15 protein-coding genes are annotated in these 21,590 nt (G+C 71.2%); 6 read left to right on the top strand and 9 right to left on the bottom strand.

Going from position 1 to position 21,590, the window contains the following annotated elements; all coding sequences use genetic code 11:
* Positions 1-117: 117 nt before the first annotated feature.
* The 5 genes from WMF39_RS03930 to WMF39_RS03910 all read right to left on the bottom strand — a co-directional run bounded on the left by WMF39_RS03930 (position 118) and on the right by WMF39_RS03910 (position 8,880).
* Positions 118-4,038, bottom strand: a complete 3,921-nt coding sequence (locus WMF39_RS03930; protein WP_437744207.1) for an ATP-binding protein — start codon at positions 4,036-4,038, stop codon at positions 118-120.
* 140 nt (positions 4,039-4,178) lie between these two features.
* Complete coding sequence (locus tag WMF39_RS03925; RefSeq protein WP_437744206.1) at positions 4,179-5,219, bottom strand: metalloregulator ArsR/SmtB family transcription factor; 1,041 nt, start codon at positions 5,217-5,219, stop codon at positions 4,179-4,181.
* A gap of 226 nt (positions 5,220-5,445) precedes the next feature.
* A complete protein-coding gene (locus WMF39_RS03920; RefSeq protein ID WP_437744205.1) occupies positions 5,446-6,048 on the bottom strand; it encodes a glutathione S-transferase N-terminal domain-containing protein in 603 nt (200 codons plus the stop codon).
* Positions 6,049-6,134: 86 nt separating this feature from the next.
* Positions 6,135-7,805, bottom strand: coding sequence for a right-handed parallel beta-helix repeat-containing protein (locus tag WMF39_RS03915; protein WP_437744204.1), 1,671 nt, complete (start codon positions 7,803-7,805; stop codon positions 6,135-6,137).
* Positions 7,806-7,938: 133 nt separating this feature from the next.
* Positions 7,939-8,880, bottom strand: a complete 942-nt coding sequence (locus tag WMF39_RS03910) for a helix-turn-helix domain-containing protein (protein ID WP_437744203.1) — start codon at positions 8,878-8,880, stop codon at positions 7,939-7,941.
* Between the two features lie 170 nt (positions 8,881-9,050).
* Between WMF39_RS03910 and WMF39_RS03905 the strand changes: the two genes are divergently transcribed.
* The 4 genes from WMF39_RS03905 to WMF39_RS03890 all read left to right on the top strand — a co-directional run bounded on the left by WMF39_RS03905 (position 9,051) and on the right by WMF39_RS03890 (position 11,700).
* Positions 9,051-9,506 carry a nuclear transport factor 2 family protein gene (locus WMF39_RS03905; protein WP_437744202.1) on the top strand — a complete coding sequence of 152 codons (456 nt, stop codon included), beginning with the start codon at positions 9,051-9,053 and terminating at the stop codon, positions 9,504-9,506.
* The gene (locus tag WMF39_RS03900; RefSeq protein ID WP_437744201.1) at positions 9,503-10,411 is read left to right on the top strand and encodes an NAD(P)H-binding protein; all 909 of its coding nucleotides are present in this window, start codon (positions 9,503-9,505) and stop codon (positions 10,409-10,411) included. The genes WMF39_RS03905 and WMF39_RS03900 overlap by 4 nt, the downstream gene beginning before the upstream one ends.
* 235 nt (positions 10,412-10,646) lie before the next feature.
* Positions 10,647-11,054, top strand: coding sequence for a PAS domain S-box protein (locus WMF39_RS03895; RefSeq protein WP_437744200.1), 408 nt, complete (start codon positions 10,647-10,649; stop codon positions 11,052-11,054).
* Positions 11,008-11,700 carry an STAS domain-containing protein gene (locus WMF39_RS03890; RefSeq protein WP_437744199.1) on the top strand — a complete coding sequence of 231 codons (693 nt, stop codon included), beginning with the start codon at positions 11,008-11,010 and terminating at the stop codon, positions 11,698-11,700. The genes WMF39_RS03895 and WMF39_RS03890 overlap by 47 nt, the downstream gene beginning before the upstream one ends.
* Before the next feature lie 37 nt (positions 11,701-11,737).
* Here WMF39_RS03890 and WMF39_RS03885 read toward each other — a convergent pair whose 3' ends face one another.
* From WMF39_RS03885 to WMF39_RS03875, 3 genes are all read right to left on the bottom strand, one after another.
* A complete protein-coding gene (locus tag WMF39_RS03885; RefSeq protein ID WP_437744198.1) occupies positions 11,738-12,370 on the bottom strand; it encodes a MarC family protein in 633 nt (210 codons plus the stop codon).
* A 316-nt stretch (positions 12,371-12,686) separates the two neighbouring features.
* Positions 12,687-14,954 (bottom strand): hypothetical protein, encoded by a 2,268-nt coding sequence (locus tag WMF39_RS03880; RefSeq protein ID WP_437744197.1) that lies wholly within the window; start codon positions 14,952-14,954, stop codon positions 12,687-12,689.
* Positions 14,955-15,006: 52 nt separating this feature from the next.
* Positions 15,007-16,566, bottom strand: a complete 1,560-nt coding sequence (locus WMF39_RS03875; RefSeq protein ID WP_437744196.1) for a dipeptidase — start codon at positions 16,564-16,566, stop codon at positions 15,007-15,009.
* A gap of 879 nt (positions 16,567-17,445) precedes the next feature.
* Here WMF39_RS03875 and WMF39_RS03870 point away from each other — a divergent pair.
* On the top strand, positions 17,446-18,732 hold the full coding sequence (locus WMF39_RS03870; protein WP_437744195.1) for a phenylacetate--CoA ligase family protein: 1,287 nt from the start codon (positions 17,446-17,448) through the stop codon (positions 18,730-18,732).
* A gap of 346 nt (positions 18,733-19,078) precedes the next feature.
* Here the strand turns inward: WMF39_RS03870 and WMF39_RS03865 are convergent, their stop codons facing one another.
* Entirely contained in the window at positions 19,079-20,392 is a 1,314-nt protein-coding gene (locus WMF39_RS03865; protein WP_437744194.1) for a glycosyltransferase family 4 protein, read from the bottom strand.
* A 657-nt stretch (positions 20,393-21,049) separates the two neighbouring features.
* On the opposite strand from WMF39_RS03865, the gene WMF39_RS03860 reads away from it, so the two are divergent.
* Positions 21,050-21,496 (top strand): hypothetical protein, encoded by a 447-nt coding sequence (locus WMF39_RS03860; RefSeq protein WP_437744193.1) that lies wholly within the window; start codon positions 21,050-21,052, stop codon positions 21,494-21,496.
* The last annotated feature ends 94 nt before the right edge of the window (positions 21,497-21,590 follow it).

Genomic DNA, 21,590 nt, shown 5'->3' with positions numbered 1-21,590 from the left:
CCATTGTTCCTTCCTGCGTCAGAAGCTGCCTCGCGCTCCGCAAGCAGGTGATGCTGTCCTACGAGCCGCCCCCGGACGGCACCTTCTGGCCAGAAGCTCATCCTACGTCGCCGCGGCTCACTCGGCCCTGCAGGCCGGAGGCTCCTCGATGAGCGCCATCAATCGATCGATCTGGATGGGCTTGACGAGGTGTGTTTCGAACCCCGCCCGCTCCGAGCGCCGGAAATCCGACTCTTGCCCGTAACCGGTGATCGCGATCAGGCGAACCCGCTCACCCGCCGGCTGCTCGCGGAGGCGCCGCGCGAGCTCGTAGCCGTCCATCACCGGCAGCCCGATGTCGAGCAGCGCGACGTCGGGCGCGAACTCCTCCGCGATCCGGATCGCGGACGGGCCGTCGGAGGCGACGCGCATCGTGTAGCCCATGGCGCCCAGCGACTCGGCCAGGAGCTCGGCGGCATCGAAGTTGTCGTCCACGAGCAGGATGCGGCGCTGGCCGGCCGGAGACGGCGTCCGCTGCGCCCCGGGCGGAAGGAGCGCCGGCGCGGCCTCGGGCGAGCGCACGGTCGCCGCGGCCGGAAGCCGGATGGTGAACTCGCTCCCGCGCCCGCGGCCCTCGCTGTGCGCGCTCACGCGGCCGCCGTGCATCGCGACGAGGTTGTGGACGATGGCGAGGCCCAGGCCAAGGCCACCCTGCGATCGGTCGAGCGCCTGCCGCTCCTGCACGAAGCGCTCGAAGACGCTCGGCAGCATCTCGGGGGCGATGCCGATACCATTGTCGCGCACGGAGAGGACGACCTCGCCCTCCACGCGCCCGGCCCGGACGGCGATCTCGCCGCCGCTCTCGGTGTACTTCGCGGCGTTCGTGAGCAGGTTCGAGACCACCTGGGCGAGCCGCATGACGTCGCCCTCCACGGCGAGGCCGGCAGAAGGGACAGCGATAGTGAGGTGGTGCCGGCGCTGCTCGAGCAGCGGGCTCGCCAGCTCGACCGCCTTGGCCACGACCTCCGCGATCTCGATCCGCTGCTTCTTCAGCTCGACCTTGCCCCGCGTGATCCGGGAGACGTCGAGCAGGTCGTCGACGAGCGCCGTCAGGTGCTTGATCTGGCGCTCGATGACGAGCCGCTCGCGCTCGGCATGCCCCCCGGCGCGCAGGCGCATCAGGTGGAGCGCCGTGACGATCGGGGCGAGCGGATTCCGCAGCTCGTGGCCGAGCATCGCCAGGAACTCGTCCTTCGCGCGGTTCGCCCGCTCCGCGTCGCGCCGCGCGTCCTCCGCGCGGCGCAGCAGCTCCTCGCGCTCCCGCGCCGCCGCCTCGAGCTTCTTTCGCGCCCGCACGTACTCGGTGACGTCGAGCGCGACGACCAGGATCCGGGCGACGGCAGCGCCCGGGTCACGCATTGGGTGCAGGTTGAAGCTCCAGTACGACTCTTCCAGCACGCCGCGCCCGCGATCGAGGTCGAACCGGTAGTCGTGGGTGACGAACGGCTCGCCCGTCGCATAGGCCCGGTAGAAGACCTCGAGGAACGACGAGCCGACGACCTCAGGGAAGGCCTCCTGCAACGAGCGTCCGAGCACGTCACGGCCCACCATGGCCACGAAGTGCGGGTTCGCTACCTCGATGATGTGCTCGGGGCCACGGTAGACGGCGATCCCGACGGGCGCCTGCTCGAACAGCGCGAACAGCTGCTCGCGCTCCCGCTCCGCGGCGCGCCGGTGCGCTGCAAGCTGGAGGTGGGTCGCGACGCGAGCGACGAGCTCGCGCGCCGAGAACGGCTTCACGAGGTAATCGTCGGCGCCAGCCGCCAGCCCCTCGACGCGGGACTCCTCGCCCGCGCGCGCCGAGAGCATGATCACTGGCACGCCCCGCGTCGCCGGATCGGCGCGCAGCGCCCGGAGCAGGCCGAAGCCGTCGAGGCCCGGCATCATCACGTCGGCGACGAGCAGATCCGGCGGCGACCGCCGGGCGATCTCGAGCGCGGCGGCGCCGTCGCTCACGGCCTCGACGGTCCACCGCTCCTCGAGGATGCGCCGCAAGTACATGCGCATATCGGCGTTGTCGTCGGCGAGGAGAACGCGCGCGCTCGGGTCGAACGGCGCCGAGACGTGGCCGGGCCCGGCGGGATCGGTCGAGGCGAGCGCCAGGGCGGGCGCCTCGTCGACGAGCTGCCACCGCAGCGCCTCCTCGACGTAGGGCGCGACGCCGGTCGCCGTCGACGAGAGCATCTTCTCGGCGCGGATACGCTCCGGCGGGAGGTGCGCGGATCCGCGCGGGATCGCGACCGTGAACGCCGTCCCCTCGCCCACGCGGCTCCCCGCCTGGACGCTTCCGCCGTGCAGGCGCACCAGCTCGTGCACCAGCGCGAGCCCGATCCCGGAACCCTCGTGCGTGCGCGCGCGCGCCCCCTGGACGCGATGGAAGCGCTCGAAGAGGTGCGGCAGCTCGTGCTCGGGTACACCGGTGCCCGTGTCGCGCACCACGAGCTCGACGTGGTCCCCGCGAAGGCGCAGCGACATGACGATTTCGCCCTCGAACGTGAACTTCAGGGCGTTGGACAGCAGGTTCAGCACGATCTTCTCCCACATGTCCCGGTCGACGAAGACCGGCTCCGGGAGCTCCGGGCAGTCCACCTTGAACGCGAGCCCGGCTCGCTCGCTCGCAGCGCGGAACGCGCTCGCGAGATCGGCGGTGAGGCAGGCGAGGTCCGTCGGCTCGTAGGACGCCTGCGCACGGTTCATCTCGATGCGCGAGAAGTCGAGCAGCGCGTTGACCAGCTTGAGCAGGCGCAGCGCGTTGCGGTAGACGAGCAGAAGGTGCTCGCCGCAGAGCGCGCGCTCCGGCGACGCGAGCGCGTCCTCCAGGGGGCCGAGCATCAGCGTCAGCGGCGTCCGGAACTCGTGGCTGACGTTGCTGAAGAACAGAGTCTTCGCGCTGTCGATCGCGGCGAGCTCCTCGGCGCGCCTGCGTTCCTCCTCGTAGGCGCGCGCGTTCCCGATGGCGGTCACCACCTGATCGGTGATCAGCCGGAACAGCCCGCGATACGGCTCGTCGAGCAGGCGATGCGGGCTCACGCCGCCGATGAGGAAGCCATAAGGACGAGGCTGCCCCGGCCGCGAGAGGGGCAGGACGATCGCCCGCTCGATCGCGCTGCCCCAGCGGCCGAGGGGCAAGGCGCCGAAGCGGGCCGCGAGATCGCAAACGAGGAGCTCGCCAGAGGCGCGCGCCGCCTCCGCGAGCGGCCAGGCCGAGGCCTCGCCGCCTCGGTCGTGGAGGGAGATGCGCGCCGGCTTCGCCGCTCCCTCGTATCCGTCGAGCCCGCTCGCGCCAGCGAGGCGCGCATGGCCCGTATCGCCGTCCAGGAGGTAAAGCAGCGAGAACGGAAGATCGGCGACGTTCGCCGCGAAGATCTCCGCCGCTGTGGAGCACGCCTCCTCGGCAGACTTCGCATGGGCGGAGCGCGTCGCGAGATCGCGCAGCATGCGGAGCTGGCGCGCGTCGAGGACTTGCTCCGTGGTCTCCTGCACCGTGATGATGACGCCGGCGACCCGCTGGTCGTTGCCGGGTATCGGGCTGAAGGAGAGCGTGAAGTACGTCTCCTCGACGAAGCCTCGCCGTTGCAGCGGGAGCAGGAGGTGCTCGCTCCACGTCGCGGGCCCCCCGTCGAGCACGGTCTGCGTCATCGGGCCGACGACGTCCCAGACCTCGGCCCAGACCTCGCGCGCCGGGGCGAGCACCGACGCAGGGTGCTTCATGCCCAGGATAGGCCGATAGGCATCGTTGTAGATCTGCAGCATCTCCGGCCCGACCAGCATGATCATGGGAAACCGATTGCCCAGCACGAGGCCGACCACGGTCTTCAGGCTGATCGGCCATGTCGCGACGGGGCCGAGCTGCGTCTTCGCCCAGTCGATCGAGCGCAGCAGCGCGCCCATCTCGCCGCCGCCGGCGAGGCAGCCCTCGGCGCTCGCCTCGAGGGCGCGGCCATCGGGCGAGGGCTCGACGACATCTGGAGACTTCTTCCGTATGCCGGCTGGCCGCATGCAGCGCCATCGTGGATGAAATCCACGGCTTTCGCCACCGGGACAGGGCGCATGCGGCTCTGGCGCCGCCGGCCTCGAGGCGCCCCGGCGGCCAGGACACGGGCGAGCGCGGCGTCATCCGGGGACGGCGCGAGGCGGCGTCACTCGCGGAGCCGCGTATCCGTGTTGTAGCCGCGCGGCGCGAGGGGCGAGAGCCTCTCCAGCCAGATCTGCTCGAGCAGCGTGAGCTCGTCCGCCACGGAGAACCCCGGCTCATCCTTCTGCTGCACGACCTCGAGCACCTCGAACGTGAAGGCGTCGGCGCCGTGCTGCTGCCAGTCCCGCTGGAGAGCCTGGTTCTGGTGCGCGCCGATGGACAGCGCGAAACGGTGCTTGTTGAGCGGCCCATGGAGGTTCGTGCTGCTGCCGAGCAGGACCTTGCCGTTCACCGTGTTCTTGACCTGGAAGATGCCCGCCTGCTTCGGGGTCTCGAGATACTTCCGCTTCATCTCCTTGCGCGTTTCCATCGTGCTCCCTCTCGCCTTCTTCGTCCCTGAGCCGGGCGTCTTGCTCTCCGCCTCGGGTGTCGTGTCCTTCGCCTCGGGTGTCCTGGTCTGCTCCGCGATCAGCTCGTAGTGCAGGCCGTCGCGCGTCATGTATCCCTCGTCGACGAGCATGCGCCGGATCGTGCAATGGTCGGGATACAGGGTCTGGATGATCTCGTTCACCTCCTGCTCGCGGTAGCGCCGGCCCGCCTGGAACTTGCCCAGGAACTGCTCGAGCACGATGCGCCGCTTGCGCCATTGCTTCGGCATCTGGACCAGCACGCCCCCGCGGAAGAAGGCGCGCATCACCTGGCTCCGGGCTCGCTCCGCGCGCCGCCGCGCGGCGCCGTCGGCGGCGGAGGGCAGCGAGACGAGCTCCTTCAGCGTGAGGCGGAGCAGATCGTCGCGCAGCGCATAGACCAGGTAGTACTGGGTCTTCTGCTTCGTCACCAGCCCGGCCTCGTCGAGCTTCCGGAGGTGGAAGGAGACCGTGGACGGCGCGCGCCCCAGCCGCTCGGCCAGCTCCTCGGCGCAGTGCGGCCGCTCGATCAGGGCGTTCACCACCTGGAGCCGCGACGCGTCGGCGAGCGCCTTGAGCACGCCGATGCGCGCCTCGACGCCCAGCTCACGCGCCGGGGGATCTGCTTCGATGGTCATCAAAGTGAATCTAGGCGGCGCGGGGGCGCCGTCAATCTGTTTCGACAGTCATCGAACCGAAACCTCGCGGGACGGGCGTCGCTCGTTCAAGCGCCACCGTCGAGCGCACAGCCGGGCTCGGGCGTGGGCGGGATGCCGGCGGGATGCGGGCGGGATGGGGTGGGAGATGACGAGCGCCGAGCCCGCAGGGGCGGCGGGCGCCGCCTGGGGACCCCACGTCAGGAGATCACGGCGAGCGGTGCTGCGTCGCGGTCATGGACGGGCGCTGGCCGACGACGTCGAACCAGCGCGAAAGGCCGATCCGGCCGCTTCGCCACGCCCGATCCGGCCAGCGGAAGTCGAGGTAGCCGAGCGCGCAGGCGACCGAGATCGCGCCGATGTCCGCGAGCGCTCCCGACAGCGCACCGGCGTCGCGCTCCAGCCTGTCGAGGCTGGCCTCGATGGCAGCCGCCTGGCGCTGCATGACGCTGCTCGATCGCTCGTCGGATGGGCGATGCTCGTCGGCGAAGAGGCGCCCGGCAGCAGCGCTGATGCCGTCCGCGACGCCCTGCCGGAGCAAGGCGCTCCACCGCGCCTCTCCCGGCGCTGGATACAGCCCGCCGGCCGCGAGGTGATCCAGGTATTCGCAGAGGAGCGCCGACTCGAAGAGCACCTGTCCGTCCCCCAGCACCAGCGTCGGGACCTTGGCCAACGGGTTCAGCGACCGCAGCGCCGCGTCCGACCAGGGATTGACCAGCACAAGCTCGATCCGGTCTCCCAGCTGCAGCTCATGCGCGGTGACCCGCACCTTGCGAGCAAAGGGGGATGTGGGAGCGTAGAAGAGCCTCATGGAGAACAGCCCCTGACAAATCCACTCATTTGTTGGTATTTCAGCAAAGAGAAATTGAACAGGGAGGCGGGGAGATTGCTGGGATTTTAAGGCGGCGGCCAGCGGACGCCGAGCCCCTGGTGCGGCGAGTCGGCGCTCAGGCGGACGTCGTCCGCAGGGGCCGGCAGCGCGCGCCACACGTCGGGGTGCTGATCGGGCTGCTTGCCCTGGCTCTCCGCGAGCGCCTCGTAGAGCGCGCCCTGGTGGAGGACGTGGGCTCCCTTGGGGTACGTCACGGCGCGCTCGTCCGGGCTGAGCGTCGCGCGGTCGGTCCACCACTCCAGGCGCCGGTAGTCCTCGTCGAGGCCGCTTCCCATGAAGTCTCGGAAGCGGACCCGCTCCACCGCGACCGTCGGATTGTCCTCGGCCTGCACGCTGTCGAAGAGCCACTTGATGAACGGATAGGGCCCGTCCACCCGGTTGCCCTTCAGGATGTGCGGGTTCGGCGCGTTGCTGCCCACCGCGAAGACCTGCACCGGCTCGTCCGCGTCGGGGTACACCTCGCCATAGTTGAAGTGGAACCCGAGGAAGACGTTGCGCTCGAAGCGTATCGTGGCGCCGGTGTCCACCGCGTGCGTGTACACCCCGCTCAGCGACGTGTCGGCGAAGTAGTTGTCCGTGAACGAGATCGTGTCCGACGGCGAGCGCGGATCGCCGTCCACGCGCGTCGGGAACAGCTCGACGAAGAGGTCGCCCGTCCCGATCACGAGGTTGTGGTGGAAGCTCGAGCTGCCGTAGCGCTGGCCGAACTGCACGTTGCCGTCCTGGTAATGGTCGAACGCCGACCGCCACCGGACCGCGCCCGGTCCTATGACGTTGTGGTGGATCTCGCAATCCGAGCCGAGCTGCCCGACCTGCAGCGCCTCGGTGCCGGTGCGCAGGAAACGGTTGTCGTACACCTCGAGGCGCTCGAAGGCATGCTGCGGCTGCGCCTGGGTGCTGCCGAAGTAGATCCCCTCCGAGCCGACGTCGTGCACGTAGAGGTCGTGGATCTTCACGTTGCGCATCGTGGCCTGCCCGTCGTCGTCGGTCTTGGCGACGATGCCGGCGAACTCGGCGCGCGCGACCTCGAGGGTATCCAGCTCGAAATCCGACGCTCCTCCGCCGATGGCCAGCCCCGAGAGGCCCTCTTTGCTGAACGCGTCGTCGATGAAGATGCCGTACGTCCCCTGGCCATGGGCGAACGCGCCCTCGGCGTGCCCCCGGAACCCCTCGTCTCCGGTCTTCGAGACAGGGTCGTGCCGGCCGGTCAGGATCCAGCCCTTCCCGCCCTTGATCACGAACACGTAGTTGGCGGCGTCGCCCCCGACCTCGACCTGTCCGCCGAGGTTCGTGATCACGAGCGGGCGCTCCGCGCTCCGCTCGGGCAGGCCGCCGAGCAGGATGCTCCGGTAGTGGCCAGCCGGAATGTAGAGCCGGTCGAGCGCGCTCCAGTCGACCTCCGGGAACGACCCGGCGAGATCGGGATAGGCGATCTCGGGGAGCTCACCCTCCCTCGGGGCCGGCTCCGGCAGCGTGAAGGTGGTCGTGGGCTGACCGAAACGGCCGTAGGCCGGGACGCCCGGCGTGGAGCCCCCCGCGCCAGGCGAGGAACCACCGGCGGCGCCCGCGCCCGGCGCGGCGCCTCCGGCGCCAGCGGTGGACTCCGCATCATCGCCATCGCCGCCGCACGCCGCCATCGCGACGAGCAGGACACCTATCCTCGCGCCTTGCCGCATCCGCAGGAGGATACGGCATCCGCTGGGCGGGCCGCGCCGAAAGCCACGCACCGCGCGCCGGCGCGTGGGAGCTGGTGCTCCGATCCGGGTGGACATGATACCAGCTGCGCCGCAGAGCAGCGCTTCCCTCTCGTCAACCTGCGCGTCCGACGGTGTGCGCACCGTCGTGCTCTCGCCGCCTCGCCTGCCGGTAGCCGAGGGGGCTCACGCCGTGGGCGCGCGCGAAGGCGCGCCCGAACGCGGGCTCGCTGTCGTAGCCGACGCGGGCGGCGACGAGCTTCACCGGGAGCGTCGTCTCGCCGAGCAGGACCGCGGCGCGCTCGAGGCGCAGCCGGCGCACGTGATGGCCGAGCGGCTCGCCGAGCAGCGCCGTCGCGCGCGCCGCGAACGCGGATCGCGAGAGCCCGGCCGCTCGCGCGAGGTCCCCGAGCTCCCACGCGCGCTCGGGCGAGGCGCGCACCCGCGCGAGCGCGGCCGCGATGGGCTCGTCCCGGAGCGCGTCCCGCCGCGGCAGCGACGCCGCGGGGTCGCGCAGCGCGCTCGCGAAGAGCGCGTGCGCCCACGCCTCGCCGACGGAGCGGCGCAGCGCCGCCGACAGGGCCGGCGGGCCGGCGAGCAGCGCGAGCGTGTCGTTGAGCCAGCGCGCGAGCCCCGGCGTCGCGCCCGCGACGTGCACCGCCGGCGGCAGCAGGGCGACCCACGGGGCGCCCGCCGCGTCGACGTGCAGGTCGACGACGACGAGGCGCGTCTCCGGCGGCGCCTCCGTGGCCAGGGCGTCGTCGGCCACGGCGCGCATCCCGCGGCAGAGGGCCTCCGGGTGCGCGAGCGAGGTCGTCGGCCGATCGCGGATGGCGTGCTCCTCGGCGCGCGGCAGGAACACGAGCTCTCCCGCGCCGAGCGCGAGCCGCCGGCGCGCGACGTCGATCCACCCGCCGCCGCCGAGCGCCGCGTACACCCGGGCGGAGGCGCGCTGCGCCGGCTGCCGCTTGCCCCAGCGATCGCCGAGCGCGAAGCGCCTCACCTCGGCCTCGCGGAGCACGACGCTCCGGGCCAGCTCGTCGAAGGCGGCGGACATGGCGCGATCGACTCTACATCACGCGGCGGGCCGCGCCACGCCGGCGCGCGCGACCCGCCGCGCGGGCGGCGCCGGCCGTGGACCGTGGACGCGCGGATCGTGGAGCTGGACGCGCGGCAACCGCGGCGCCCCTACGCTGGCCTCGTCGACACGAAAGGAAAGGACATCCCATGACGCACCCCCTGCCGCATTCCCGTCCGCTCGACGCCGCGCAGGCGCTCGACGCGCTCCTCGATCTCATCGGTCGTGACCTGGAGCGCTGGCTCGACCTCTTCGCCGACGACGCAACCGTCGAGTTCCCGTACGCGCCGGCGCTCGGCGCGCCGGCGCGCCTCGAGGGCAAGGCGGCCATCCGGCGCCATTTCGAGGGCATCCTCCAGAGCTTCCACGGGCTCGAGCTCCGCGACGTGCGGCGGTATCCGACGACCGATCCCGACGTCGCGCTCGCCGAGGTGCACGGCTCGGCGACCATCGGGCCCGCGCGCAAACGCTACGAGCAGGACTATGTGATGATCGTCGCGACGAGGAACGGCCGAGTCGTGCGCTACCGCGAGTACTGGAATCCAGCGCCCGTCCTCGAGGCCTTCGGCGGCGAGCTCGACGCCCATCGCGCGGGGGCGTCATGAGGGCGCGCGCAGGGAGCGATGGGCCGCTCGTCCTGATCACCGGCGGGACGGGCACCACCGGGCGAGCCGTCGCCGCGCGGCTCGCGGCCGCCGGCGCGCGCGTCCGCACCGCGAGCCGCGCGGCGCCCGCCGCCCGCGACGGCGTGGAGCACGCCCGCTTCGACTGGGCCGACGCCGCGACGCACGACGAGGCGCTCCGCGGCGCCGATCGCGTGTACCTCGTGGCGCCCGCGATGGTCGAGGATCCCTCGGCGCTCATGCTGCCCTTCGTCGAGCGCGCGCTTGCGCGCGGGGCTCGCCGCCTCGTCCTGCTCAGCGCGTCGCCCGTGGCGGAGGGCAGCCCCGGGCTCGGCCTCGTCCACCGCGCGCTCCGCGAGCGCGCTCCGGAGTGGACCGTCCTCCGACCGTCGTGGTTCATGCAGAACTTCATCGACCCGCGCCACCCGCACGCGGCGGCGATCGCCGGGCGAGGCGAGCTCACGACCGCGACGGGCGGCGGCCGCGTCGGCTTCGTCGACGCCGACGATATCGCGGAGGTCGCCGCGCGCGCGCTCTTCGACGGCGCGCCGCACAACACATCTCACGTCATCACCGGCCCGGAGGCGCTCAGCTACGATGACGTGGCGGCCATCGTGTCCCGCATCGCCGGCCGGGCGATACGCCACGTCCGCGCCGGCGAGGAGGACGCTCGGGCATACCTCGTCCGGGCGGGTGTCCCATCGCCCTACGCCGGGTTCCTTGTGAGCCTCGATCTCGCCATCCGCGACGGGGCCGAGGACCGCGTCACCGACGTCGTTCAGCGCGTGACAGGCCGCGCGCCCCGCGCCTTCGGCGACCTCGCGCGCGCCCACGCGCACGTCTTCCGTGGGGAGCCCAGCGCGCACCGAGGCGGCCCGGCCGCGTAGCGACGTCGAGCCGCTGAGCCCGCCGCATCCAGCCGACAAGCGAGCTCCACGACGACTCGCCTTCACGCTCTCCCGATGTGCCCGACCCCACCGCGACGACCACACCGCTCGTCCAGCTCCTCGTTCTCCTGTAACCTGAGCAGCTGCGGGCAGGCAGCGCCTTCGCGGACACCGCACCTCAGGCGCTCATCGGCCGGACAAGTCAAGGTCGAAGCACGACCGGGGGAGATTGGCGATGGGGACGAAGGACCGCGTGGAAGACTGGCATGACGTCCTGGACAACGCTTCGCTGGGCGTCCATCTGGTGGGCGCGAACGGCAAGATCCTGTGGGCGAACAAGCTCGAGCTCGAGCTCCTCGGTTATGCGCGCGAGGAGTACATCAATCGACATGTCACCGACTTCCACGTCGACAAGGACGTGATAGACCAGATCCTCTGCTCGCTCGCGGGCACCGGCAAGCTGGCCTCCTACCCGGCCCGCCTCCGCGCCAAGGACGGCAGCATGAAGCACGTGCTGATCAACTCCAACGTCTTCAAGCGGGACGGCCAGTTCGTCCACACGCGCTGCTTCACGAGCTGTATCTCGGAGACGGTCTATGAGCAGCTCAAGAGCGAGATGCTCCGGGGGCGTCGTGCCGGGTGAGCGGGCGCAGGCGCTCCTACGCTACATCGAGCAGCTCAAGGAGGGAGACGCGGACGCAGCCCTCGCCGAGGGATCGGACCCTGGCGACGATCTCGGCGCGATCGCGGCGGCGCTGGGGGAGCTCGGGGATGCGCTGAGGGAGCGGGAGGAGCTCGTCCAGATCGCCCAGGCGGTCGCTGCGAGCGACCTGAGGCGGCTCGACGACCTCGCGCAGGAGCTCTCGCGCACGAGGGCCCTCAACGCGGAACAGCAGGCGACGATCCGCGCGCTGTCGACGCCGATCATCCAGGTCTGGGAGGGCGTGTTGATGATGCCGGTGCTCGGCGCGGTCGATCACTGCCGGGCGGACCAGATGATGCAGGGGCTCCTCGGCGCGGTCTCGAACACCCATTGCAGGGTGGTGATCATCGATCTGACCGGCGTCGACTCCATCGACGCCTCGCTCGGGAACATCCTTCTGTCGCTGGTCCGAGCGGTGGAGCTCCTCGGGGCGAAAGGGATCATCGTGGGCATCCGGCCCGACGTGGCGCGCGGCCTCCTCGTGGACGGCGTGGACATGTCGCGGGTATCCACCTTCGCGCGGCTCCGCGACGCGCTCGTCCTCTGCATGAAGCAGGCGCCGCGGCGCGCGGGCCAGCTCAACTGACGCGCCGGGCGACGCGCCGGGCGACGCCGGACGCGCGTCACCCGTGCCAGAGCTCCTTCACCCCGTCGGCCATGAACTGCACGGCGATGGCCGCCAGGATGAGGCCCATGACGCGCTCGAGCACGGCCATGCCGGACGCCTTGAGCGCCCGCTGCACGAGCCCCGCGCCGCGCAGCACGAAGTAGGAGGCCACGAAGGTGATGGCCACGCCGGCGAGCACCAGCCCCATGGCCACGGGGTCGTTGCCCCCGCGCGCCATCAGCACCATCACCGTGGCGAGCGCGCCCGGCCCGGCGAGGAGCGGCATGGCCAGGGGCACGAGCGCCACGTCCTCCTTCGCGATGCCCTCCTGCTCCTCGGACGGGGTGGTGCGCGTCGCCGAGGAGCGGGCGCGCAGCATGTCGAGCGCCGTGACGAGCAGCAACAGCCCGCCCGCGACGCGGAACGCGGCCAGCGAGACGCCGAAGACCTTGAAGACGACGCCGCCGAAGAGGGCGAAGAACAGCATGAGCCCGCCGGCGACGGCGCACGCCCGCCGCGCCGTGCGCCGCACCTTCTCCGGCGGATCGCCCGCGGTCATCGTCAGGAACAGCGGCACGATGCCGAGCGGATCCACGACGAAGAAGATCGCCGACAGCGAGACGAGGAAGACCGAGACGTAATGGGCCATGCTCATCGGATGCGTCGCGGCCCCCGCGGGCCAGGCCCATCTCCCACATCCCGGGCGGCCGCGCCAGAACAGCGTCGCGGAGGGACGACGGTGCGGCAGCGAACCGGCGTGATCCGTCGGATGCCCCGACGGGTGGAGATAAACTCCCCTGCTGGGTCCAGCTTGACCAGGAATTTTTGGGGGATTCACAGGGAGTCGGGGAGACGGGGAGTAAAATCCCACAAATCTCCCCGTCTCCCCGTCTCCCTGTTCAATTCCCGCTAAAAATGCCAATAGCGAGGGATTTGTCAGCGTCTTCTCCTGATCTCCGCGCTGCTCAGTCGAGCGGCACAGGCGAGGACGCCGAGGCGACCAGGTAATCGCGCGCGAAGGCCCCGCGCTCCTTCGCGAGGGCGAGCGGGACAGGCCGGTAGAGCAGCGTTGCGGTGACGTTCGCGGTCGCCGAGCAGCCCGCGGGGATCGCGAAGCCGTGCGACGTCACCGCGACGCTCCCCGGCGCGATGCGGTTGTCGCTGGCGATATCGACGGCGCGGTGCTGCGGCGCGTGCCGCGCGCCCGCCGGATCGACGAGCACCTTGGCGAAGGTGTAGCCCGCGGCGCCGGCGAACGCGGCCGCGGGCTGGCCGTCCGCGGGCGCCGCGGCGAGGGGCGCGCCGAGGTAGACGATATCCCCGTCCTGCGCGGGGATCGCGCCGCTCAGGGTGATCGCGCCGCCGCCCGCGGCGACCACCCGCGCCTCGCCGACCGGCGCGCGGACCTCGAGGCCCTTGTCCGCGGCGTCGAGCGACGGGTCCGCGAAGCGGCCGATGCCGGTGTAATCGTCGTAGACGCCGGTCGGGCGGACGATCCGCACCACGTCGCCCGCCCTCGCGCGCGCCGCGCCCTCCTCCCAGGCGAGCTGGGCGCCCGTCAGGGCCGCGCCCTGGCCCACGCGCGCCTCCGCGAGCGCTCCGCCGGTGTCGTTCACCGTCATGCCGCTCGACGGCGAAAGGGGCGCGCCGCACGCCTCCGCCGCGACGAGGAGCACGAGCGCGCGCATCGGCTCCCCGGTCGGAACGGCGTGGCCCGCCGCGCCTCCGGCCAGGGAGACCGTGACCGCGAGCTCGCCCGGCGCCGCCGAGGCGTCGATGCGGACCTCGACCGCGCCCTGGATGAGCCGCGGGGACCCCTCCAGCGGGCCGCGGAAAATATGGGAGCGGACCGTCCCCGCCGGGCGGACGAAGCCGAGCGAGACGCTCGCGTTCGCCTCGTTCGTCACGTCGAGGCTGCTCTTCAGCGAGAGGACCCCTGGCATGTGGCAGGCCTGGCATTGCGTGGCCGGGCGGTTCCAAGAGCTCGCGGCCCACTCGGAGAACGTCTCATGGATCGGGAGCCCGTCTGGCCAGCGGACCGGATCGAGCGCCGCGCCCGGCAGGAGCGCCGCCTGCTTCTGCTCGTGGCAGCCGCCGCAGAACTCCGAGGCCGAGAACTTCGGCTGGTAGCTGCCGCCCATGAACCTGTTCGGCACGTCCGGCCGCGGGCCGAACATCACCTCCAGGAGCCTCGACGAGGGATCGGGGGAGCTCCTCTCCTGCGGGCGCTGGACGATCAGGGCGCCGGCGACCCCGGGCGGCTTGCTCAGATCGACGTCGCGGATCTTGTGGCAAGCGTCGCAGTGGTCGCCCTTCTCGAACGCGATGCCGGTGGCCTCGAGGAGGTCTCGCCCGCCCGCGGGGCCGTCGATCCCCGCGGCGTGGCAGTCGGCGCACGCGCCGAACGCCGCCGGGCGCACCGCCTCGGGCAGCGCGGGATCGTCGCACGAGGGCTGCGCTCCCCCGCCGCAGGACGGGTTGAGATCCGGCAGCACGCCGCTCCCGAGATAACACCGCATCGCGGCGCCCCCCTCGCTCCCAGGGACGCGGCCGGCCTTCCATCGCCCGCCCGCGGCGCCGCACGAGGCCTCGTCCGTGTGGGCCATCGAGACCCCGGCGTAGATGGCCTGGAGGAGCGGGCTCCTGGCCGACCGCGCGTGCCCCGACTCGAGGAACTGGGCCACGAGCGTCGTGTGGCAGTGATCGCAGAACCGCGTCGAGTTGTGCGGGTCGCCGTCGCCCGGATCGCCGTAGGTGTAGCCGAGCGCATTGTCCGGCGGCGACGCGCGGCGAATAGGGATCTCCACCGGCCCGTCGGGGACGACCTCGAATTCGATGCCGTCCGTCCGGTATCCGATCTTCGCCGCGACAACGGTCGGCTGGCCCGGGATGTCCCGCGTGATCTCGATGGAGAACGCGCCGTCCGGGCCGGTCACGAGGGCCGGCTCCCCGCCGGCCTGCATCACGATGGCGCCCTCGAGCGGCGCCGCGCCGTCGGTGACGACGCCGGTCACCGTGAACACGCGCGGCAGCTCCTCCAGGGCGCCTCCAAAGCCCGTGGCCACGCTCACGTACGTGGTCGTCGTCACCGGGTGCGCGCCCGCGCCCTGGCCACCACCGCCGTGGCCGCCCGGCGGCGGCTCCGAGCATGCGCCGCCGAGCACGCAGGCGGCGAGCGCCGCCGGAAGCGTGGAGGTTCGCAGCCGGGTCAGGGGTCGCGCCGCCGTTCGCATCCCGGGGATCGCCACCGTAAACCCGGCTCGACCTCCTGTCGACGGCGAGAGGCTACCGCGACAGCCGGAGCTCCGAATACGGAGACTCCGGCGCTCCGGCCTTCGACGGCTGCGCTACCGGTCGCTGCGACGACGGCGAGGGCGGCGGGACGACCCCCCGCGACATCGGCCCCCACGACGGCGGGGGCGCCGGCGGCGGGGGCGCCGGCAGCAGGGGCTGCCCCGGCGGATCACCCAGCTCGGCCGCGCTGAGCTGTTGCGTGCTGCCGTCCCCAGACAGCGTTGTCTCCGTCGCGGCCGCGTAGGCCTCGGCTTGCTCGAGGACCCGCACGAAGTTCCCGCCCAGCAGGCGGAGGATGTCCGCATCCGAGTACCCGCGACGGATGAGCTCCAGCGTGATGTTCGGGGCCCCGGCGCTGCCTGCGAGCCCCTCCTTGAGCGCCTCGCTCCCCTCGAAGACGGAGCCGAGGGCGACATGCTCGATCCCCGCGATCTTCACCACGTGGTCGATATGGTCGACGATCCGCCACAGCGGCGGCGTCTTCTCCCCTTCCTGGGTCCTGAGCTTCTCGATCTCCTCGCGGAGCGCCTTCGTGTCGCCCGGGAGCCTCTCGCCGAGCTCCTTGAGGTGCGCCCCGTACTTCTGCGTGAAGCGCGCCGACTGCTCGGCATACGCCTCGTCCAGGAAGAGCGCCCACGAGTTCACCATGACGAGGCCGCCGTTCTCCGCGACCGCGCGCAGCATGTAATCGTCGAGGTTGCGGCGGCGGTGGCCGGCGGCGGGCATCGTGGAAGAGGTGATGATCGGCGCCTTGGCCACCTTCATGACGCCCTGGAACGTGCTGTCCGATCCATGCGAGACGTCGACCAGCATGCCGATCCGTTGCATCTCGCGGACCACGGCCTCACCGAAGGGGGAGAGGCCGCGGTCGCGGACGTACCCGGCATCGAGCGCGCCTCCCGCGGAGCCTGCCCAGTCGTTCGTGGTCATGTGCGTGAGCGCCATGGTGCGGACGCCGAGGCGGTAGAACGAGCGCAGCGCAGGCAGGGAGTTCTCGATGGCGTGCCCGCCCTCGATGCCCATGATCACGGCGATCCGGCCGTCGCGCTCGGCGCGGCGCATGTCTTTCGCGTTGCGCACGAGCATCAGCGCCTCGCGGTGGCGCTCGACCTGCCGGTGGGTCGCTTCGATGAGATCGAGCGCGCGGCGCGCGGCGCTGCCGCCGAGCCTCGAGGACGAAGGCGGCGCGGACGGGCCGACGTGGATCGGGAAGAACGCGCCGGTGACGCCCGCCGCCTTGATCCTGGCGACCTCCGCGGCCATCAGCTCGTCGTCCGAGCTCACCTGAGCGAACGAGCCGCCGAGGAGCAGCGAGGGCACGCCGCTGTGGCCATCCACGAGGATCGCCCTGGCTTGCAGCCGCGCGGCCCGCTGCTCCGGCGCCTCGATCCCCGGTGGGATCGCCGTGAGATCGGGCGCCGACGTGTACCAGGGCCCGACGTCGGCGGCGGACGGCGCGAAGACATCGGGCGCCGCGGCGGGCGCGGGGGAACGAACGCAGGCCGCGAGCGACGCGGCGGCGAGCAGCGCGAGCATTGGCGAAGTGCGCATGACCGGATCGTACCATGCGAGCTCGGCGGGAAAGCCAGCCATGAAGGCGGCAGGATCGTGCGTCGGAGCGGCGAGGCAGCACCGCCGCTGGGCGCCGACATATCGGCACAGGTGGCCCCCTGTGCCGCAACGGCCCCCCATGGGAAGCCACCGTGGCATAAAGATGGCGCCACCGGCGGGCGTCGTCTTGCTCTCTCTTGCCTCGTCGACGCGGGCGCCCCGCAGCTCGACCCCCCAACGGGAGCCCGGCCGGCCGGCGAGGACCATCGCGCCGGCCTCCTCTTCAGCCCTCGAAAGGGCCCCGAGGAGAGCGTCGATCATCGGCTCGGACACGGGGTTCGCCCTGCCATCGTCCACGCGCACAACCACGGTCGTGCCTTCGAGTGGTTGTCAGCAGCTCAGTTGCCATGGCGACCACGCCAACGCGAACACCCACCAGCAACCCGAGCCAGCGCAACGTGAACGAGCTTACACGAACAGGCAAGCTTGCTGTGCGACGAAGGCGGCCCCGCTCGGCCACGAGGGTGCGACGCCGCCGTTCCGGCCGAACGCGTGCGACGAGTCGGTCTCCAGCCATAGAATGCACATGAAAAGCATCTTTGTTACGAGCTCTATCAATCACGCGTTCTCCTCGGTGCCCAATCGGGATCTCGACATCGCGCCCCAGACACGCTGCCGCGCCATCTCGGCGGCATGTCACTTGACAAGAAGAGACATCTTGTAATGCTAGAAAGCATGTACGGACCGCTATTTCGACATGTTCTGTTCCCGTTGTACGAAACCCACATACGGAGACGGGCAACCCTGACGCGACTGCATGAGATCGAACAATCGCAGTGGCGCCCGGAGCGCGAAATTCGAGAGCTGTCCTTTCGAAGGATGCTCGACGCGCTCCGCTTCGCCGAGCAGAAGGTGCCTTTCTATCGGCGCCGCTTCGCCGAGCATGGGGTACGTGTAGCAGACGTGAAGGCACCAGAGGATCTCGTGCGGTTCCCCGTTCTGACCAAGGCAGATATCCTCGCCCACGGGCGCGAGCTGCTCGCCGAGGGCTACACGGGCAAACTGATCGCGAGCGCGACGGGCGGCTCCACCGGGGAGTCGCTGCGGTTCTACCTGGACCACGGCACCTACGAGCATCGGATCGCCGCGGCGATGCGGTCGGACGGCTGGGCTGGGGCGAAGGTGGGGGAGAAGGAGCTCCACATCTGGGGGACACCCATCCTCCAGGAGAGCCGCCTCAAGAAGGGGAAGCGCGAGCTGCACGAGGCCATCCTCCGCAAGAAGTACGTGAGCGCGTTCGACCTGTCCGAGCAACGGCTCGCCGCCGTCGTGGACGACATCGTACGCTACCGACCTAACTTGATCATCGGCTATACGAACCCGCTCTACCACACGGCGCGCTTCGCCCTCGAGACGGGCCGCAAGCTGCCGGCGCCCAGAGGCCTCGTGTGCTCCGCCGAGCGGCTCTTCGAGCACCAGCGCAGGACCATCGAGCGCGCCTTCAACGCACCCCTGTTCAACCGATATGGATGCAGGGAGGTGATGCTTCTCGCCTCGGAGTGCGACCGGCACGAAGGGCTGCACATCAACATGGAGGGGGTCTACCTGGAGCTGGTGCACGATGGCCGGCACGCAACGCCTGGCCAGCCTGGCGAGGTGATCGTGAGCGACTTTATCTCCCGGTCGATGCCGCTGCTCCGCTACAAGAACGAGGACATCGCCATCGGGTCCGCGTCGGCGTGCTCGTGTGGGCGAGGTCTGCCGCTCCTCGCCTCGGTCGAAGGGCGGGTGCTCGACATGATCGTGGGACCGGACGGACGGCTCTTGGCGGGCGAGTTTTTCCCCCACCTGCTCAAGGACTACCCGTCGGTGAAGCGCTACCAGGTCCACCAGGATCGGAGCGGAGCCATCACGATCAAGATCGTCCCGGCGAAGGATTACCAGGACGAGCACGCGCGCCTCATCGAGCAAGCCATCCGCAAACAGCTCGGCGACCGAGCCGTCATTCAGACTCGCGTGGTCGACGATATCGCGCTCACCCGCGGCGGCAAGCACCGCGTGACGATCTCCGACGTTCCGAGCAGGCTCGACGCGCGGAGGGATCCACCGCAGGCGAGCACGCTGGCGGCCTCCGCGGGGAGCGGCTTGGAACACCACTCCAACTGATCGACTTTCTTCGGCGCCTCAGCCGGTCAGGCCTTGTGTTCTCATGCAGGACGACAGGGCGCACATCAAGAGCGACGACCGGTTCGCGCGGGTCGTGAGCCGGGCGTGCAGCTCCAGCACGTCCCTCATCCGCCGCCATGGTCCAGCGCGCCCGCCATTCAGACGGCGGACCGCAGACCAGCGCGATGAGCGCGGTGGTCTGTACGCTAGCTGAGCGCGGTCGTCTGTAGGTTATCGAGGAGCGCGGAGCGGAGCGTCAAGATGGGGGGCGCGGAGCGGGTCGCGAAGGTGTCCCGCTGCCTCTCGGATCGCCGAGATCGCCCACGCCCCCTGCGACGAGCTTGCCTCAGGCCACGGCCCGCGCGCTGTCCCCGAATGCCGCCTGCGCGAGCAGCCGCTGCAGCTCGTCCGCGCTCTCCTCCCACGATGGTGGCGCCGCCTCGGCGAACGCGCGCTCGTCCCAGGGCCGCGCAAGCGCCTCGCGGAGCGCCTTGGTGAGCGCCCTCACGTCGCGCGGCGGGACGAGCAGGCCTGTGCGACCGCTGGTGACCACGTCCGGGATGCCTCCGACGCTCGTAGCCACCACCGGACGGCCGACGGCCAGCGCCTCGAGCACCACATTGGGAGTTCCTTCCGCCCAGCTCGGTAGTGTCAGCAAATCGCCGGCGGCGATGTAGCGCGCGACCGAACGGAGCGGGAGCTCGCCAGCCGCGATGATCCGACCGCCCGCGCCCTGAGCGGCCTTGTGGCGCGCCGCGGCCTGGTCGACGGCGGTCCGGGCCGGTCCGGCGCCGACGAGCACGAGGTGGGTGGGCTCGCCCCCCTGCCGGGCGAGCGCATCGAACGCCGCGAGCAGATCCAGGGTGCCCTTCGTCGGCTTGAGGTCACCGACGAAGGTGATGATGCGGCCGCGCTCCGGGAGGCCGAGCTCGCGCCGGGCGGCGAGCCGGTCGCTCGGGTGGAAGATCGCGCGGTCGACACCATTGCGGACGACGACCGCGCGGCCCGGCGCCGCGCCGAACGCGGTGAGCAGCTCGGCCATTGGACGACTCACGGCGATCGCGTACGAGGCGGACCGAACCGCGCTGGCGACGAGCGGGCGCACCGAGCGCCAGCCGGCCACGACGTTCACGTCCGTGCCGTGCGCTTTGACGACGTAAGGAAGGCCGAGCAGCCGCGCGAGCAACGCCGCCGCGCAGGCGTCCGGATACAGCCACGCCCCGACCACGACGTCGAACCGCCCGAGCAGCCGCGGGATGTGGGGCAGCAGCCCCGTGAGGTAGAGCGGCGCGTTCACGGGCGCCAGGAGGCTGCCCGCGCCGGGCAGGTACGGCGCGCGCGGGTGCACCACCGAGATGCCGTCTATCACGTCGCGCTCTGGCACCTCCGCCAGTCGCCCCGTGCGCGTTCGCGCGCCCAGCAGCGAGCTCCCCGGGTGGTAGGGGATCGACGCGAACACCTCGACCGCGCAGCGGCGCGAGAGGGCCGCGAGCTGCTGGCGCTGGAAGGCACAGGCGAACGGCTCAACGCGGTTCGGAAAGAGGCGCGTCACCCAGAGGACACGCGGCCTTCTTGGTCGTCCCTCCCCATTCAGCTTGGAGCTCGGGCTCACTCGAGGGCTCGCATTCGGATTGGGATCCGTGAACAACATATCCAGCATGATGCAACCTTCCTCCAGGGATCGGCGCGAGCTCCGCGGTGCGTCCTGCCGCTCGACGTCGGCGCCCGTGCTGCGTGCGACCGTGCTCACCAGGCGTCTCAGCGCGCAGAACGGCTCCCGTTCGCTGGCAGCGAGCGAGTCGTCCCCCTGCACGAGTGATACCGCATACGAAGCTCGTGTCGAGTGGTTTTTCCAGTGTTGTGAGGTTTCAAGCATTGCTCGACGTGGGATGAGCCGGGCGTCCTGCGTGCTTTCGTGGAGGGCGATCGAGCCTGGTCGGCGTCCCAGACACTCGGATCAGGCGGCTCTCCTTGCGTCCAGACGGCAGGCGGCGTACCGCGGCGCCGGCGCGCGCCACGAAGGCCATCGTCGGTCAGATTCGAGCAAAAGACCTCATGTCGCTATCGAGCTTGGCACCATGGTCGTACCCCTGTGCGAGCCATCATCAACTCCATGCGCTCCTCGACCCTGGCATCCATCATCTTTCCATACCTATCTTGCCGAACGACGAAGGGATTGCCGCTCGTTGCATTCATCGATCGCGCTCTGGATCTCGGCACCAAGCCTGATCGACACGACGGTCTCCTCCCGTTCGACGCGCGCGTGCCGGCACGCGCCACGGAGGCCGCGATCGGCTAGACTCGAACAGGAGACCCTATGTCGCTCAGACAGCGCGATTACATCCTCCGCATGATCGAGCAGCTGGCCGAGGCCATCGGCCGGATCGCCGGGCTCCGGCGCGCCGGCCAGCTCGACGAGGCGGAGCTGCTCGTCCGCACCACCGCCGACGGGCTCTTCGGCCCGATGCGGGACATGCTCGACCGGCTCGACGCCGCGGGCGCGGCCACCCTGCTCGGCGACCACGAGAAGATCGGCGCGTACGCGGCGCTCTGCGCGGAGCAGGGCGAGATCCTCGAGCTCCGGGGCCGGGCCGCGCCGGCGCTCGCGGAGCGCAGGCGCGCGCTCGAGCTCTACCTCGAGGCGGTGAGCCGCGCGCCCGAGGGCAGCCCCGGCGCGCAGGAGGCCGCGCGCGCGCTCCTCGGCCGGCTGGACGCCGCGCGCCTGCCGGAGCGGTACCGCGCCCTCGCCGCGAAGCTCGGCTGATCGGGGCAGCGGGGCTCGCCTGCCGCGCGCGCTGCGCCCCGCACCGATGCCGGTTGCAACGGCGCCGGTGCGCGACCATGACATGGGGAGCCCC

Source organism: Sorangium sp. So ce1504, from assembly GCF_051521635.1.
In the GTDB taxonomy this organism is placed as follows: domain Bacteria; phylum Myxococcota_A; class Polyangia; order Polyangiales; family Polyangiaceae; genus Sorangium; species Sorangium cellulosum_B.
This window is presented reverse-complemented; position numbering and strand designations above follow the sequence as displayed.